Annotated in this window: 14 protein-coding genes and 1 other RNA gene; 11 read left to right on the forward strand and 4 right to left on the reverse strand. The window is 65.3% G+C overall.

Going from position 1 to position 15454, the window contains the following annotated elements:
- Window positions 1-3: 3 nt before the first annotated feature.
- The 4 genes from HHA01_RS05880 to HHA01_RS05895 are packed head-to-tail and all read right to left on the reverse strand — an operon-like array spanning window position 4 to window position 3301.
- On the reverse strand, window positions 4-570 hold the full coding sequence (locus tag HHA01_RS05880; RefSeq protein WP_141318691.1) for a BON domain-containing protein: 567 nt from the start codon (window positions 568-570) through the stop codon (window positions 4-6).
- Window positions 571-576: 6 nt separating this feature from the next.
- Window positions 577-1170: a phosphoheptose isomerase gene (locus HHA01_RS05885; RefSeq protein ID WP_141318693.1), complete on the reverse strand. Its 594-nt coding sequence runs from the start codon at window positions 1168-1170 to the stop codon at window positions 577-579.
- A gap of 21 nt (window positions 1171-1191) precedes the next feature.
- Window positions 1192-1557: a YraN family protein gene (locus tag HHA01_RS05890; RefSeq protein ID WP_141318695.1), complete on the reverse strand. Its 366-nt coding sequence runs from the start codon at window positions 1555-1557 to the stop codon at window positions 1192-1194.
- On the reverse strand, window positions 1544-3301 hold the full coding sequence (locus HHA01_RS05895) for a penicillin-binding protein activator (RefSeq protein ID WP_141318697.1): 1758 nt from the start codon (window positions 3299-3301) through the stop codon (window positions 1544-1546). The genes HHA01_RS05890 and HHA01_RS05895 overlap by 14 nt, the downstream gene beginning before the upstream one ends.
- A gap of 48 nt (window positions 3302-3349) precedes the next feature.
- Between HHA01_RS05895 and rsmI the strand changes: the two genes are divergently transcribed.
- From rsmI to murG, 11 genes are all read left to right on the forward strand, one after another.
- Complete coding sequence (gene rsmI, locus HHA01_RS05900; protein ID WP_141318699.1) at window positions 3350-4207, forward strand: 16S rRNA (cytidine(1402)-2'-O)-methyltransferase; 858 nt, start codon at window positions 3350-3352, stop codon at window positions 4205-4207.
- Window positions 4208-4240: 33 nt separating this feature from the next.
- An RNA gene (rnpB, locus tag HHA01_RS05905) (RNase P RNA component class A) lies at window positions 4241-4601 on the forward strand.
- A gap of 94 nt (window positions 4602-4695) precedes the next feature.
- A complete protein-coding gene (gene rsmH / locus HHA01_RS05910; RefSeq protein ID WP_141318702.1) occupies window positions 4696-5652 on the forward strand; it encodes a 16S rRNA (cytosine(1402)-N(4))-methyltransferase RsmH in 957 nt (318 codons plus the stop codon).
- Between the two features lie 12 nt (window positions 5653-5664).
- Window positions 5665-6003, forward strand: coding sequence for a cell division protein FtsL (gene ftsL, locus HHA01_RS05915; RefSeq protein WP_141318704.1), 339 nt, complete (start codon window positions 5665-5667; stop codon window positions 6001-6003).
- Window positions 6000-7724: a peptidoglycan D,D-transpeptidase FtsI family protein gene (locus HHA01_RS05920; RefSeq protein ID WP_141318706.1), complete on the forward strand. Its 1725-nt coding sequence runs from the start codon at window positions 6000-6002 to the stop codon at window positions 7722-7724. The genes ftsL and HHA01_RS05920 overlap by 4 nt, the downstream gene beginning before the upstream one ends.
- 30 nt (window positions 7725-7754) lie before the next feature.
- Window positions 7755-9266 (forward strand): UDP-N-acetylmuramoyl-L-alanyl-D-glutamate--2,6-diaminopimelate ligase, encoded by a 1512-nt coding sequence (locus HHA01_RS05925; RefSeq protein WP_141318708.1) that lies wholly within the window; start codon window positions 7755-7757, stop codon window positions 9264-9266.
- A complete protein-coding gene (locus HHA01_RS05930; protein WP_141318710.1) occupies window positions 9263-10630 on the forward strand; it encodes a UDP-N-acetylmuramoyl-tripeptide--D-alanyl-D-alanine ligase in 1368 nt (455 codons plus the stop codon). Before HHA01_RS05925 ends, HHA01_RS05930 begins: the two co-directional genes overlap by 4 nt.
- Before the next feature lie 8 nt (window positions 10631-10638).
- Complete coding sequence (mraY, locus tag HHA01_RS05935; RefSeq protein ID WP_141318712.1) at window positions 10639-11721, forward strand: phospho-N-acetylmuramoyl-pentapeptide-transferase; 1083 nt, start codon at window positions 10639-10641, stop codon at window positions 11719-11721.
- Window positions 11722-11768: 47 nt separating this feature from the next.
- Window positions 11769-13151, forward strand: a complete 1383-nt coding sequence (gene murD, locus HHA01_RS05940) for a UDP-N-acetylmuramoyl-L-alanine--D-glutamate ligase (RefSeq protein WP_141318714.1) — start codon at window positions 11769-11771, stop codon at window positions 13149-13151.
- Window positions 13148-14338, forward strand: a complete 1191-nt coding sequence (gene ftsW / locus HHA01_RS05945) for a putative lipid II flippase FtsW (protein WP_141318716.1) — start codon at window positions 13148-13150, stop codon at window positions 14336-14338. The genes murD and ftsW overlap by 4 nt, the downstream gene beginning before the upstream one ends.
- On the forward strand, window positions 14335-15420 hold the full coding sequence (gene murG / locus HHA01_RS05950) for an undecaprenyldiphospho-muramoylpentapeptide beta-N-acetylglucosaminyltransferase (RefSeq protein WP_141318718.1): 1086 nt from the start codon (window positions 14335-14337) through the stop codon (window positions 15418-15420). Before ftsW ends, murG begins: the two co-directional genes overlap by 4 nt.
- Window positions 15421-15454: the final 34 nt, after the last annotated feature.

The raw sequence follows: 15454 nt of genomic DNA on the forward strand, positions 1-15454 counted from the left end.
GGTTCAGTCGAGATAGTCGAAAACCTTGACAATGCGCTGCATGCCGCCGGCATTGGAGGTCACCGAGACGATGCGTTCGGCCTCGGCACGGCTGACGATGCCCATCAGGTAGACGGTCGCGTTCTCGGTGACCACCAGCAGACGACTTTCGTCGGTGGCCTCGTTGGTTGCCAGCGCGGTTCTCACCTTGGTGGTGATCCAGGTGTCGTTGAGCCGCTGCGAGTTGGGGAGGTTGGCGGCAACACTCAGCTGATTGTGAACCTTGCGAACGTGTCGGACCTGCTCGGCGACCTGTCCGGCCATGCCCTTGAGTTTCTGACTGGGCACCTGTCCGGTGAGCAATACGACACCATTGAAAGCGTCCACATTGATGCGGGCGTCGTCGAGGCGTGCGTCGGTGGCGCCGAGGTTGCGCGCGATCTTGTCCTCGATATTGTTGTCCTCGACCTTGGTTCCCTCGGTGCGCTGACCGTAGTTTTCATTGACAGGGTCGGCGTTCATCGCCGCGCAACCGGAAAGGGCCATCAGTACGATCAGTGTCAGGGCGGTGCTCAGAGTCTTGTAGGTCATAATCGGTTACTCGCTTGCGCCAAAGAGTTGTTCGTCGATCAGGTCGCACAGGCAGTGGATCACCAGCAGGTGGACTTCCTGAATACGCGCGGTCGAAGTGGCTGGTACACGAATCTCGCAGTCGTCCTGGCCCAGCAGGGAAGCCATGTTGCCGCCATCTCGCCCGGTCAGCGCCACGACCGTCATCTCGCGATCATGGGCCGCCTGGATGGCCTGAATGACATTGCCCGAGTTACCGCTGGTGGAAATGGCCAGCAGGACGTCACCGGGCTGCCCCAGCGCGCGAACTTGCTTGGAGTAGACATCGTTGTAGGTGTAGTCATTGGCGATGGAGGTCAGCGTCGAGGTGTCGGTGGTCAGGGCCACCGCCGGCAGGCTGGGACGCTCACGCTCGAAGCGGTTGAGCAGCTCCGAGGAGAAGTGCTGGCAGTCACCGGCACTGCCCCCATTGCCGCAGGCCAGGATCTTGCCTTCCGTGACCAGCGCCTGAACCATCATCTGACTGGCGACCTCGATGAAGGGCGGTAGGACTTCGCTGGCATAGGTCTTGGTATCGATGCTGGCGTTAAAGTGTCCGAGAATGCGAGTCTGGAAATCCATCTTGGCTTCCTGGTCCTTGGGTCAAAACGCTTCGAAGGCTCCCGCCACCCATTCGTACTCGAGCTCGGGAGGCGTGCCGGTCACGGCCAGCACATCGAAGCGGCAAGCACATGATAGCCCGTTGCGCTGCAGATAAAAACGCGCTGCCTGGATCAAGCGGCGCTGCTTGGTCATGGTGATGGTTTCCAGGGGGTGGCCGTGGCGCGAGTCGGCGCGATGCCGGACCTCGACAAACACCAGAGTGTCCCCGTCACGCATGACGATATCGAGTTCGCCGCCCTTGGCGTGCTGGTTGGTGGCGACCAGCTCGAGGCCGCGCGCCACCAGCCAGTCGCTCGCCAGGCGCTCGATGCGCGCGCCTCGGGTGCGTGCATCAGGGCAGGGCATCGCTGAGGCTTCCCGGTGATATCATTGGCTGTGGAATGCCCTCGCTGAAGCGGGCCCAGGGCAGCTGGCGCTGGATACGGCCATCCTCGGTGGTCGACAGGGTGCCGGTGGCACCAAAGAGCTCGCTGCCCGGAATCGCCTGGAATTGCGGCAGGCGGCGAGCCAGTTCATAGGCATCCACGCCCATGGCCATCAGGCGAAACATGGAAGGCTCGGACTCCTCACGCAACTGGCGGTAGCTGTTCACATAGGGCAGGGCATTTTCCCCACCGACGGCGGCTTCAGGGATTTGCCACGGAATATCCACGAAGCGCACGCCGTTGAGATCCCTGTCCAGTCGTGGCTGTGGGTGGCCCGTATACAGGTGGGACGTCGCGTACACCGGTAGGTCGGCGGCGTTGTAATACTCCAGCGTCGGGGGTACCTGGCGGGCGTAGTCCGGCAAGGCGAGCAGGAAGAGCATGTCCGGTTGTGGAGAGCGCACGGCCCGACGCGTGCTCTCGGTGGCCGACTGCTCCGGGTTGTAGCGCACGGTACGCACGATGTCGCCGTTGTTGGTCTGCCAGGTGTCGCGGAAGGCGGCGCCGACCCGGCGTCCCCAGTCATTGTCGGGGATCAGCAAGGAGGCGCTCTGCATGCCGTCGATCCGGCCGCGCCGGGCGACCTGGCGGGCCTCGTTTTCGGCGGACAGGCCATACTGGAAGAGCCCTTCGGCCTGGTTGTGTTCACTCGTGCCATAGTTCAGGGCCAGGGTCGGCATCGGAACCTGGTCGCGCTGCTCGAGGCGCGTGACCAGATCCTTGTCGAGAGGACCGATGACTGCCTGGGCGCCCATGCTTTCGGCCTCGGCATAGAGCGCTTCGAGGTTGCCGTCTGAGGAATCGATGAAGCTCAGCTGGGTGCCGCTGGCGCTTCGGTTGACCACCTCGAGATGGTGGACGTTCATGCCTTGCTCGATGGCGTCGGCGACGCGTTCCAGAGGGCCGGATTCGGGCAGGAAGATGGCGATATGACGAATCTCGCTGCCCCTGAGGTCGCGCAACGCCTGAAGTTTGGTGGGTAGCTGGCGGGCGGCGGGATGATTCGGATAGCGGCTGCGCCAGTCCTCAATTCGTTGGAAAAGTCGTTCGATGTCGGCACTGGTGTCGCGGGTCAGGTCAGTCAGGGCAAGCCAGGCCCGGGTATCGGACTCCTGGCTGTTGCGCAGCCTGTCCAGCGAAGGCCCGGGCAGGTTGGAGAGCTGGTTCCAGATCGGGTCATTGAGGCTGGTGTCGTCGTTGGCCGCCTGAAGACGCAGGAAGGCGGCGGCGGCCGGCAGCGGCCGGTCGAGTTCGGCCAGTGCCCGGCCCAGGCGACCCAGCAGCAGGTTGGCCTGTTCGCGCGGCGGTGTATCGTTCTTGAGCAGTTGGCCGGCCTGAACAACGGCGCGCGGATCCCCCAGGGATTCGCCCAGCTCGGAAAGCAACAGCGCCCAGCGACGACGCTGTTCGATGGATAGCTGGTCCGAGTCGAGATTCTTGACGATATCCAGTGCCTGGGGGCCACGCCCCTGACGTGCTAGGATATGCGCGGCCTCGAGTCGGGAAGCGGCAGCCGCAGCGGGTGCCTGTTGGTCAGCTCTCTGCAACAGCTGTGCCGGATCATGTGCAGGCTGGCGTTGCGTCACGCTTTGCTGCGAGGCACACCCGACCATCAGTAGTGCCAAAAGCACGGCGGCCAGCGGGCCGCGAGACGAAATCTTCATCGATCCTTCCTTGTCGCATGGTGGCGGATAGCATCCCAGGGGGCCGAAATGTCAGACGCGATAGCAGGTTCATTGTACGTGGTCGCCACGCCGATTGGGAATCTCGAGGACCTCTCGCCGCGCGCGGCGCGTCTTCTGGGTGAAGTGGCGCTTGTCGCCGCCGAGGATACCCGACATACGTCGCGGCTGCTGCGTCACCTGGGGGTCGCCCCGGCGGTGATGTCCCTGCACGAGCATAATGAAGCCGGGCGGGTCGAGCAGATCGATCGGCGACTGGCCGCCGGCGAGGACGTGGCTCTGGTCAGCGATGCTGGCACTCCCTTGATCAGTGACCCCGGCTTCGTGCTGGTGCGCGAACTACGTGCCCGACAGCGTTGCATCGTGCCGGTGCCCGGTGCCTGTGCACTGGTGGCCGCCCTGTCCGCAGCCGGGCTGGCTACTGACCAGTTTCTGTTCAATGGTTTTCTGCCGGCCAAGAGCGGCCCGCGGCGGACCCGCCTCGAGGCCCTGGTCGAGCATCAGGCCAGCCTGGTGTTCTATGAGTCACCCCATCGCATACATGCCACCCTGGCTGACCTGGCCCGAGTCTTCGGCGAGCGGCCTCTGGTTCTGGCTCGCGAGCTGACCAAGACCTTCGAGACCTTCCTTGCCGGCACGGCCGATACCCTGATCGCCAGGCTCGAGGCGGACCCGGATCAGGCGCGTGGTGAGTTCGTCATCATGGTCGAAGGGGCGCCGCCGCGGGACGTCAGCGAGAGCGTCACTATCGAGGCCGACGCACTGCTGAGCAGCCTGCTGGCCGAGGGTGTGGGCGTCAAACAGGCGGCCGGCAGCGTGGCACGCCTGCTCGGCGGCGCGCGCAAGACCTGGTACGCCCGGGCGCAACGCCTCAAGGACGGGGATTGAGGGGGTGTCGCGGCACTGGTATGCTTGGCTCCGGGAGTTGGCCAGACAGTCGCCGCCGATCGCCGCTGGCGTGTCGGGGGAGGAAAGTCCGGGCTCCACAGGGCGGAGTGCCAGGTAACGCCTGGGCGGCGTGAGCCGATGGAAAGTGCAGCAGAGAGCAGACCGCCTACGCCTCCTACGGGAGGCCGGTAAGGGTGAAAGGGTGCGGTAAGAGCGCACCGCGCGCCTGGCAACAGTGCGTGGCACGGTAAACCCCACTCGGAGCAAGACCAAATAGGAACCCCAAGGCGTGGCCCGCGCTGGGTTCGGGTAGGTTGCTTGAGAGCGCCGGTGACGGCGTTCCTAGACGAATGACTGTCCTCGACAGAACCCGGCTTATCGGCCGACTCCCACCCGGTTTACAGGGTTTTGCAGATTGTTGCCCATTGTTCATCTTTTGTCGCCGTTGCCGACGCGCACGGCCCTTCCCGAACCGCCACGAGAGCCGCATGTCGTCACCCGCTTCTGAACAACCCCCGCGCGGATTTCGCCATGCCAGCGTGCTGCTCGATGGCGCGGTCGAGACCCTGATGCATCGAGCCGAGGGCGCCTACCTGGACGCGACCTTCGGGCGGGGCGGACACTCGCGGGCGATTCTCGAACGCCTGGCCCCGCAGGGTCGCCTGCTGGCCATCGACCGTGACCCTCAGGCCATCCAGGATGCCGGCCGCATCGAGGACCCACGCTTTGCCATCGAGCGGGGCGACTTCGCCCGCCTGGGCACCATTGCCGACGCCCATGACCTGTATGGCAAGCTGGACGGTATCCTGCTCGACATCGGAGTGTCGTCGCCTCAGCTCGATGACCCGGAACGCGGCTTCAGCTTTCTGCGCGACGGCCCCCTGGACATGCGCATGGACCCGGATCAGGGCGAAAGTGCGGCGGACTGGATCGCGAAAGCCGAGGAAGGCGAAATGGCCCGCATCTTCAAGACGCTGGGCGAGGAGCGCTTTGCACGTCGCCTGGCGCGCGCCATCGTGGCCCGGCGTCGCGAGCGCCCCTTCACGCGCACCGCCGATCTGGCCGAGGTCATCAAGACGGCTCACCCGGCCTGGGAAAAGGGCAAGCACCCGGCAACGCGAGCCTTTCAGGCACTGCGCATCCATATCAATGGCGAGCTCGAACAGCTCGAAGCTGCTCTGGATGCGGCCCTGGAGGCGCTGGCGCCCGGCGGTCACCTGGTGGTCATCAGCTTCCACTCGCTGGAAGACCGTCGCGTCAAGCGCTTCATTCGTGATCATGTGCGCGGTGACACGCATCTGCCGCGCGGCGTGCCGTTGCGCGATGACCAGATCCAGCGTCGCCTGGAGGCGCTCGGCAAGGCGTGGCGTGCCAGTGCGCAAGAAGTCGAGGCTAACCCTCGCGCTCGCAGCGCCGTCATGCGGGCGGCGCGTAAACGCTATTGAAGGAGTGGTGACATGGCACAGGGACGCAATGCCTCCACGACGACGTCAACCGGCTTCGGCTGGCCGGCGGTCCGACCACGGTTGTCGATGCTGCTGCTGGTCAATGCGGTATTGCTGGGGCTTTGTCTGGCCTCGGCGCTGGCGGTGATCGCCACCAGCCATGAAGTCCGCGAACGCTATGCACGCTTGCAGAAGCTCGAGAACGAGCAGCAGCAACTGCAGACCGAGTGGGGTCGGTTACTGCTCGAAGAGAGCGCCTGGTCGTCACCGTCACGCATCGAACGCCTGGCCTCGCAACGCCTGGAGATGCGGTTGCCCGATGTGGATGAGGTCGAGGTGATCCGACCATGAGCAGAACGTCTTCCAATGGGGTAACGTCGCGCCGTCCGCGACCCATGGAGCCCATGGGTCGCGCGCGATATATCGTCATGATGGGATTGGTGCTGATCGGCCTGGGGTTGCTGGCTGGTCGCATCGTCGATCTGCATGTCTTCGAGCGTACCTTTCTCAAGGGCCAGGGTGACGCGCGCACCCTGCGCGTCGACGAGATCCCCGCTCACCGCGGCATGATCACCGACCGTCACGGCAGTCCTCTGGCCATTTCGACGCCCGTGGTCACGCTCTGGGCCAACCCTCAGGATGTACCGGAGGATGGCATTCAACGTTTGAGGCTGGCTCAGGCGTTGGGGCAGGATCTGGATGCATTGAACAAGCGCTTGGCGCGTTATTCGGAGCGTGAGTTCATGTACCTGGAGCGTCGCATGACCCCGGGAGCGGCGCAGAAAGTGCTCGACCTCCGGGTGCCGGGTGTCCATGCCCGCAAGGAGTACAAACGGTATTATCCTGCAGGGGAAGTGGCGGCCCAATTGATTGGCGTGACCAATATCGATGACAAGGGGCAAGAAGGCCTCGAGCTGGCGTACCAGCCCTATTTGGCCGGGGTGCCCGGCAAGCGGCGGGTGTTGAAGGATCGTCGCGGCCGCCTGGTGCGGGACCTCGAAGTGCTCAAGGAAGCCGAGCCCGGCGGTGACCTGACGCTGTCCATCGATCAGAGCCTGCAGTACATGGCCTATCGGGAGCTCAAGGCGGCGGTGGAAAAAAACGACGCCGATGGTGGCACTCTGGTGATGCTCGACGCGGACACCGGTGAGGTGCTTGCCATGGCCAACCAGCCCTCTTATAACCCCAATAACCGAGCCAGTCTGGACCCGGCCGGTTTGCGCAATCAGGCGATCGTCGACACCTTTGAGCCCGGCTCGGTGATCAAGCCGTTGGCCATGTCAGCCTTGCTGGAAACCGGCAAGTTTCCGCCGGATACGGTGGTGGATACCTCACCCGGCTGGATGGTGATCGATGGCTATACCATTCGTGACGTTTCCAACAACGGCAAGCTGACGCTGACGGGCATCCTGCGCAAGTCCTCCAATATCGGCATGTCCAAACTGACTCTGCAACTGGATAAGCCCGTGGTGCCTCGGCGCTATCGTGCGCTCGGTTTTGGTAGTGCACCCGGTACGGGTTTCCCGGGTGAGGCGACAGGCAGTGTGCCATCGCCGCGGGTCTGGTCGAGCAGTCAGTGGGCCGCGCTTTCCTATGGTTATGGATTGTCGGTTTCGGCACTGCAACTGGCCAGCGCCTACACGGCCATTGCCAATCACGGCAAGCGCCTGCCGCCTTCGCTATTGCGGCTGGATCAGGCACCTCAGGGGAAGCCGGTCATCGAGCCAGCGATTGCCGACAAGGTGCTGGGCATGATGGACGAGGTGGTCGCTCCCGGCACGGGCGCGCGGCGAGGCATGGTGCCTGGCTACCGTGTGGCGGGCAAAACCGGCACGGTACGCAAGGTGGGCAGTGACGGCTACCAGCAAAGCACCTATCGAGCCCTGTTCGTGGGGATTGCACCGGTCTCTGACCCGCGCATCATCACCGTGGTGATGATCGATCACCCGCGTGGCGATGAGTACTATGGTGGTGCCATCGCGGCGCCTGTCTTTTCCCGAGTGGCCGGCAGTGCACTGCGCATGCTGGATGTGCCCCCCGATCGATCGAGCCAGGACGATGATGATGAATGATCTGCGCCATGCACGGCCAATGGGGTCTGCATGCGAGTAAACGCTGCACGCCTGACGGCAGTGCTGAGCCGGTACTGGCCGGAGCGGGCCGAAGCCCTACAGGTCTTCGCATCGAGTGACGATACCCGGCTGTGTCTGGATAGCCGTGAGCTGGGCGAGGGCGATGTCTTTCTGGCCTTGCCCGGCGTGTCGGTCGATGGACGTGATTTCATCGACCAGGCCCTGTCGTCCGGTGCCCGGGTGGTACTGTCGCATTTCGAGCCCGGCGACTCGGGCGAAACATCCGCCCGAGTGCTGGGGCTGGAAGGGCTGGCCGAGCGGCTGGGTGACATCGGGCGTGAGCTCTTCGAGGTACCCGAAGACCTCGAGCTTATCGGTGTCACCGGGACCAACGGCAAGAGTTCGGTGACGCACTATATCGCCGCGCTCAGTCAGGTGCTGGGTCGCGAGGCCGGGATGATCGGCACCCTCGGGCACGGACGACCCGGAGCGCTGCAGGAAGGCAGGCTGACCACCCCCGGCCCGCTAGCGATGCAGGCGGCCCTTGGCGAACTGGCGCAGGACGGAGTACGGCGCGTGGCCATGGAAGCCTCGTCTCACGCCCTGGAGCAGCAAAGGCTGGCGGGTTGCCGAGTGGCGGCTGCGGTGTTCACCAACCTGAGTCGCGACCATCTCGACTATCATGGCGGCATGGGCGCCTACGCTGCGGCCAAGGCGCGGCTTTTCCAGCGCCCCGAACTCCGGCTGGCGGTCGTCAATGGCGATGACCCCCTGGCACGCCTGATGCTGGCGGGTCTGCCGGAGGGGGTGCGGGTGCTGGCCGTCGGTGATGATGAAGCGGTGACCCTGCGCGTGGTGGGGGTCGAGCCCTTGCCCCAGGGGCAGCGTGCGGTGATTGCCACGCCGGATGGCGAGCGGGTGCTGGAAATCGGCCTGGTGGGGAGCTTCAACCTGACCAATGTGCTGTTGGCCATGGCCGTGCTGCATGGCCTGGGCGAAGACCTCGAGGCATTGTTTGCCGCGGCGGGCGAGCTGACCCCGGTGCCTGGTCGTATGCAGGTACTGAGCGACACGCGGGGGCCGAGCGTGGTCATCGACTATGCCCACACCCCGGATGCACTGGAGAATGCGCTGGAGGCGCTGCGCCTGCATCTCCCCGACCACGGGCGCCTGTGGTGCCTGTTCGGCTGTGGCGGCGATCGCGACCCGGGCAAGCGGCCCTTGATGGCCGCCGCCGTGGAGCGCCATGCCGATGTGCCGGTGATAACCGATGACAACCCGCGCAACGAGTCGGCCGCGGCAATACGTGAGCAGATGCTGGCCGGCTTGAGCGCGGAGGCGCGCTCCCGAGCCCGCGTTCACGACGGCCGAGCGGCGGCCATCCGGCGAGTCGTTGCGGAAGCCGATGCCGAGGATGTCATCCTGATTGCCGGCAAGGGCCACGAGACCTATCAGGAAATCGCCGGGGTGCGCCACGCCTTCTCCGATCTGGAAGAGGCCAGGGCCGCCTTGGCCGAGCGTCATGCGGAGGGCGCCTCATGACGGCGGTCGGCCTGCACTATCTCAGCGACGTGGCGCGCGCGCTGGGGGCCGAGCCGCCGCGGCAGGATGCTGCGTTGACGACCATTGTCACGGACACGCGACGACTCGAGCCGGGTGCCTTGTTCGTGGCGCTGGTCGGTGAACGCTTCGATGCCCATCGCTTCCTTGCCGAAGCCAGAGAGGCGGGGGCCGTGGCGGCACTGGTCGAGACGCGTCAAAACGATCCGCTGGCGCAGATCGAAGTGGCCGACACCCGCTTGGCGTTGGGGCTTCTGGGGCGCGAGAGACGGCGTGCCTGGGCCGGTCCGCTGGCGGCGGTGACCGGCAACAGCGGCAAGACCACCGTCAAGCAGATGCTGGCCGGTATCCTGTCGCGTGGCGGCGAGACGCTGGCGACCCACGGCAACCTCAATAACGATTTCGGGGCGCCCATGACACTGCTGGGGCTGACCGCCGAGCATCGTCGGGCCGTGGTCGAACTGGGTGCCAATCATCTCGGCGAGATTGCCTGGACCACTTCCCTGGCGCTGCCTGATGTTGCGGTGATCACCAATGTCACCGGCGCACATGTGGGCGAGTTCGGTGGCATGGGTCGCATCGCCCAGGCCAAGGGCGAGATCCTGGCGGGCCTGGCCGCGACCGGCGTGGCGGTGCTCAATCGGGATGATGCCTACTTCCCGCTATGGGCCAGTCTGGCCGCGCCCCGCGAGGTGCTCGACTATGGCCTGCAGGGCCGGGGGCGTCTGCGAGCCGAGACACTGGTCTGTGATGAGCTGGGGCGCTATGCTTTCACGCTGTCCTTCGAGGGGCGGGAACTGGGACGCATTCAGCTGCCGTTGATCGGCCGCCACAATGTGTCCAACGCCCTGGCCGCGGCGGGGGCCGCGCTGGCGATGAACGTTGATCCGACGGATGTGCTGGCCGGCCTGGCCGAGGTCGAGCCGGTAGCCGGGCGGATGGGCATCATGGCTGGCCGCAATGGCGCTCGGCTGCTGGATGACACCTACAATGCCAATCCGGGCGCCGTGAAGGCGGCGCTGGAGGCCCTGGCATCCCTGCCGGCACCGAGATGGTGCCTGTTGGGCGCCATGGGCGAGCTGGGCGATGCCTCGGCGGCATGGCACGCCGAGGTGGGGCGTCATGCTCGCGCGCTCGGCATCGAGTTTCTCGGTACCCTGGGTGAGGCGGCTTTGCCGGCCAGCCAGGCCTTCGGCGAAGCGGGGTACCATTTCAATGATAGAGAGGCGTTGACGCGCCATGTTCTCCACCATCTGCCGCCGGCGGCCAGTGTGTTGGTCAAGGGCTCGCGCAGCACCGGCATGGAAGAGGTGGTGGCCGCGCTGCGCTCGGATGCATCAAGGTAACGCATTACATGCTGCTTTTTCTGGCTGACTTCCTGGCGCAGTTTCAAAGCGCCTTCAACGTCTTCGAATACCTCACCCTGAGGATGATTCTCGGCACCCTGACGGCCCTGGTGCTGTGCCTCTGGCTGGGTCCACTGGTCATACGCCGCCTGGTGGAACGCCAGATCGGCCAGGCGGTGCGCGACGATGGCCCCCAGTCACATCTGTCCAAGGCCGGCACACCGACCATGGGTGGGGCGATGATCTTGATCGCCATCGCCATCAGTACCCTGCTGTGGGCCGACCTGACCAACCACTACGTCTGGGTCGTGCTGGCGGTCACGCTGGGCTTCGGCGCCATCGGCTGGGTCGATGACTTCCGCAAGGTGGTGGAGAAGAACCCGCGTGGCCTGCCGGCACGCTGGAAGTACTTCTGGCAGTCGGCGATCGGCCTGGGCGCCGCCGTGATCCTGTATGTCACGGCCGCCTCGAGCGTCGAAACGAGCCTGATCGTGCCCTTGTTCAAGGAATTCGTGTTGCCGCTGGGCGTCTTCTATGTCGTGCTCACCTATCTGGTGATCGTCGGCAGCTCCAATGCGGTCAACCTGACCGACGGCCTCGATGGCCTGGCCATCATGCCCACCGTGCTGGTGGCCATGGGGCTGGCGGTCTTCGCCTATGCGAGTGGCAATGTGGTCTTCGCCGAGTACCTGCAGATCCCCATGATCCCCGGTGCCGGTGAGCTCGCCGTGTTCTGCGCGACCATCGCCGGCGCCGGTCTGGGGTTTCTGTGGTTCAATACCTATCCGGCCCAGGTCTTCATGGGCGATGTCGGTGCCCTGGCGCTGGGCGCCGCCCTCGGCGTGGTAGCAGTCATCGTGCGCCAGGAAATCGTGCTGTTCATCATGGGCGGTATCTTCGTTCTCGAGACGGTCTCGGTGATGCTGCAGGTTGCCTCCTACAAGCTGACCGGGCGGCGTATCTTCCGCATGGCTCCCTTGCATCATCATTATGAGCTCAAGGGCTGGCCCGAACCGCGTGTCATCGTGCGTTTCTGGATCATCACCGTGGTTCTGGTGCTGGTCGGTCTGGCCACACTGAAGATTCGTTGAGGCTCCCGCGCGGAGCTTTCGGTCGATCACGACGCGAGGAGCCGTTCATGGTCAAGGTACCCGAGGGAGTCACGCTGGTGGTCGGGCTGGGTATCTCGGGGCGTGCCATCTGCCGCCACCTGGAGCGCCTGGGCCGTCCCTTCATGGTGGCCGATACGCGTGACCGCCCACCGGGGCTGGACGCCTTTCGCGCGGCGCACCCCGGGGTCGAGGTACATTGTGGTGCCCTGGCCGATGTCGACATGCGTGCGGCGCGGGAGGTCGTCGTCAGCCCCGGGGTCGACCCGCGCGTCGCCGAGCTCGCCGCTCTGGATGACTGCTGCAGCGAATCGGGCGACCCCTTGGTGGTCGGCGAGATGGCCCTGTTCAGCCGCGCCTGTCGGGCGCCCATCGCTGCCATCACCGGGTCGAATGCCAAGTCCACGGTTACCACGCTGCTGGCTGAAATGGCCGACGCAGCCGGCCGCAAGGTGGCCGTCGGCGGCAACCTGGGAACAGCGGCGCTTGACCTGTTGGCCGAGCAGCCGCATGCCGAGCTTTATGTGCTGGAGGTTTCGAGCTTCCAGCTCGAGACGACCCCCTGTCTGGGAGCGACTACCGCGGCCTTTCTCAACCTCTCCGAGGATCACCTCGATCGGCATGGCGACATGGATGGTTATCGCGACGCCAAGCAGGCCATCTTTCGTGGTGCGCAGCATGCCGTGGTCAATGCCGAGGAACCGGCGACCTGGCCGGACAGGGCGTTGCCGTCTGTCGAGCGCTTTACCACGCAACACCCGGCTGACGGCGAGTGGGGCATCGCCAAGCACGGCGAGGGTGCGGATACCTGGCTGGTACATGGCGCCACCCCTCTGATGCCCACGGCGGCCATGCGGCTCCAGGGGCGTCACAATCAGGCCAATGCCCTGGCCGCACTGGCCATGGGGCAGCACCTGGGGTTGCCGATGCCCGAGATGAGGCGCGTGCTGGAACGCTTCATCGGCCTGCCGCACCGTTGCGAGTGGGTCGCCGATGTTGACGACGTGCGCTGGATCAATGACTCCAAGGGCACCAATGTGGGGGCCACCCTGGCGGCCATCGCCGGGATCGGCCCGACCCTGGAGGGCCGCCTGGTCCTGCTGGCGGGCGGGGTCGGCAAGGGGGCGGACTTCTCTCCTCTGGTAGCGCCGCTGCAGCAGTATGGCCGTGAGGCGATATTGTTCGGCCAGGATGCCGAGCGGCTGGCTACGAGCCTTCGTCATGGCTTGCCGATACGGCGCGTGGAAAACCTGTGTGACGCCATGCAACAGGCGGCCGAATCCGCTCGGCCGGGCGATTGTGTGCTGCTGTCGCCGGCCTGTGCCAGCCTTGATCAATTCAGCGATTATCAGGCGCGCGGCGAGGCCTTCCGCAAGGCCGTGAAGCAGATGATACGCAAGGAGGCGCCATGAGTCGCTTATCTCGTCTACGCGAGCAGCTTTCGACCCGTGACCAGGTCTGTGATGGCTGGCTGCTGGTAACGACGCTGTCACTTGTCTTGATCGGCTGGGTGATGGTCACTTCGGCATCAACGGGGGTCGCGACCAGCCTGACCGGCAATCCCTGGTATTTCAGTATTCGTCACGGGGTGTTCGTGGTGGTCGCGGTGGGCATCACCCTGGTGGTGCTGCGCATCCCGCTGGCCTGGTGGAAGGCTAATGGCCCCTTGTTGTTGTTGGGCGGCCTCATACTGCTGGCCCTGGTGCTGCTGGTCGGGCGTGAGGTCAACGGCAGCAAGCGGTGGCTTTCGGTCCCTGGTGTGCCCATCAATGTCCAGGCATCGGAAGTCGCCAAACTGTGCCTGATCGTTTATCTGGCCGGCTACCTGGAGCGCTTTCTGCCCCAGGTGCGTCGTCAGTGGGGGGCCTTTCTGCGGCCGCTGGCGGTGATGGCGGTCGTCGGAGTACTGCTGATTCTCGAACCCGATTATGGCGCCGTGGTGGTGATGACCGGCTGTGTCATGGGCATGCTGCTGATGGCCGGGGCTCCCTGGGGACGGTTTCTGTTGCTGATGGTGCTGGTCGCCGCCCTGGGTGGCTTGCTGGCGGTGGCCGAGCCTTATCGCATGGAGCGTTTGACCAGTTTCATTGATCCCTGGGCGGATCAGTTTGCCAGCGGTTATCAACTGACCCAGGCGCTGATCGCCTTCGGTCGCGGCGGATGGTTCGGCACCGGCCTCGGCAACAGCGTGCAGAAGCTATTCTATCTCCCCGAGGCGCACACCGACTTCGTGTTCGCGGTGCTGGCCGAGGAACTTGGTTTGATCGGGGCGATTGCCGTGATCGGGCTGTTCGCCCTGCTTGTGTGGCGCGCCATGGCCGTGGGGCGTCGCGCCGAGCTGGCGCAGTGGCCCTTCGCGGCCTACCTGTGTTACGGCATTGCGCTGGTGATCGGCGCCCAGGCCTTCATCAATATGGCCGTGAGCACCGGCATGTTGCCGACCAAGGGGCTGACCCTGCCGCTGCTCAGTTATGGCGGTTCGAGCCTGGCCATCAGTGCCGCCATGGTGGGTATCCTGCTGCGTGCCGATATCGAGACGCGGCAACTGGTACGTCGACAGCAACCCACGGCCCCCAAAGCCAAGGAGGCCCACGCATGACAACACAGTCAGGTCGTCGTGTACTGGTGATGGCCGGTGGCACCGGGGGGCATGTGATTCCGGCCCTGTCGCTGGCACGTGCCCTGGCTGAGCGCGGCGTGGAAGTTGAATGGCTGGGCAGTCCGCGCGGCATCGAGAATCAGCTGGTGCCGCAAGCCGGGTTTGCCCTGCATCGCATCGCGGTGAATGGGCTGCGCGGCAATGGCGTGACGGGCTGGCTGGTGGCGCCCTGGCGGCTGGGCCGGGCGGTCTGGGAGGCGTATCGGGTGGTGCGTGACTTCGACCCCCAGCTGGTGGTCGGTCTCGGCGGTTTTGCCAGTGGTCCGGGTGGCCTGGCAGCCTGGCTGACTCGGCGGCCGCTGGTCATTCATGAGCAGAATGCCGTGGCAGGCCTGACCAACCGGGTGCTGGCGCGCCTGGCCAGGCGGACCTTCGCGGCCTTTCCCCAGGCCTTTGCCGGCCGCGCCGAAGTGGTCGGCAATCCGGTACGCGCCGAAATCGCCGCGCTCGGCGAGCAGCCGCGTGCCGCGGGCAGCATGCGTCAGCGGTCACTCCGGCTGCTGGTGGTCGGCGGCTCCCTGGGGGCCCTGGCGCTCAACCAACGTATGCCCGAGGCGCTAGCCCGCCTGGCGCCCGACCAGCGTCCCGAGGTGTACCATCAGGCGGGACGCGACAAGGATGAGGCGACGCGGGCGAGCTATGTGGAACAGGGCGTGGAGGCACGTGTTTCGGCTTTCATCGACGACATGGCGGCCGCCTATGACTGGGCGGACCTGGTAGTCTGCCGCGCCGGCGCGCTGACAGTGGCAGAGCTGGCAGCAGCCGCCAAGCCGGCCCTGTTCGTCCCCTTTCCGCATGCCGTGGATGACCATCAGACCGCGAATGCCACGGCGCTGGTGGAAGAAGGCGCAGCCTCGCTGATGCCCCAGGACGAGATGAGTGCCGCGGTGTTGTGCGAACGATTGGCGACGCTGCTGGATCCCGATTCATTGGCCGCCATGGCCTCCCGGGCGCGGCGCTGTGCGCGTCTCGATGCCATGGAGCGTCTGGCGGCAGGCTGCATGGAGACAGGTTTTGAGTGACGACAGTCAGGGACCGATTCACGGTCAGTCTCAT

Source organism: Halomonas halmophila, assembly GCF_006540005.1.
Taxonomy (GTDB): domain Bacteria; phylum Pseudomonadota; class Gammaproteobacteria; order Pseudomonadales; family Halomonadaceae; genus Halomonas; species Halomonas halmophila.

What these genes read in the sequence shown, in the direction of transcription:
- HHA01_RS05880 (WP_141318691.1), bottom strand. Translation starts at nt 570, where the DNA reads ATGACCTACAAGACTCTGAGCACCGCCCTGACACTGATCGTACTGATG.
- HHA01_RS05885 (WP_141318693.1), bottom strand. Translation starts at nt 1,170, where the DNA reads ATGGATTTCCAGACTCGCATTCTCGGACACTTTAACGCCAGCATCGAT.
- HHA01_RS05890 (WP_141318695.1), bottom strand. Translation starts at nt 1,557, where the DNA reads ATGCCCTGCCCTGATGCACGCACCCGAGGCGCGCGCATCGAGCGCCTG.
- HHA01_RS05895 (WP_141318697.1), bottom strand. Translation starts at nt 3,301, where the DNA reads ATGAAGATTTCGTCTCGCGGCCCGCTGGCCGCCGTGCTTTTGGCACTA.
- rsmI (WP_141318699.1), top strand. Translation starts at nt 3,350, where the DNA reads ATGTCAGACGCGATAGCAGGTTCATTGTACGTGGTCGCCACGCCGATT.
- rsmH (WP_141318702.1), top strand. Translation starts at nt 4,696, where the DNA reads ATGTCGTCACCCGCTTCTGAACAACCCCCGCGCGGATTTCGCCATGCC.
- ftsL (WP_141318704.1), top strand. Translation starts at nt 5,665, where the DNA reads ATGGCACAGGGACGCAATGCCTCCACGACGACGTCAACCGGCTTCGGC.
- HHA01_RS05920 (WP_141318706.1), top strand. Translation starts at nt 6,000, where the DNA reads ATGAGCAGAACGTCTTCCAATGGGGTAACGTCGCGCCGTCCGCGACCC.
- HHA01_RS05925 (WP_141318708.1), top strand. Translation starts at nt 7,755, where the DNA reads ATGCGAGTAAACGCTGCACGCCTGACGGCAGTGCTGAGCCGGTACTGG.
- HHA01_RS05930 (WP_141318710.1), top strand. Translation starts at nt 9,263, where the DNA reads ATGACGGCGGTCGGCCTGCACTATCTCAGCGACGTGGCGCGCGCGCTG.
- mraY (WP_141318712.1), top strand. Translation starts at nt 10,639, where the DNA reads ATGCTGCTTTTTCTGGCTGACTTCCTGGCGCAGTTTCAAAGCGCCTTC.
- murD (WP_141318714.1), top strand. Translation starts at nt 11,769, where the DNA reads ATGGTCAAGGTACCCGAGGGAGTCACGCTGGTGGTCGGGCTGGGTATC.
- ftsW (WP_141318716.1), top strand. Translation starts at nt 13,148, where the DNA reads ATGAGTCGCTTATCTCGTCTACGCGAGCAGCTTTCGACCCGTGACCAG.
- murG (WP_141318718.1), top strand. Translation starts at nt 14,335, where the DNA reads ATGACAACACAGTCAGGTCGTCGTGTACTGGTGATGGCCGGTGGCACC.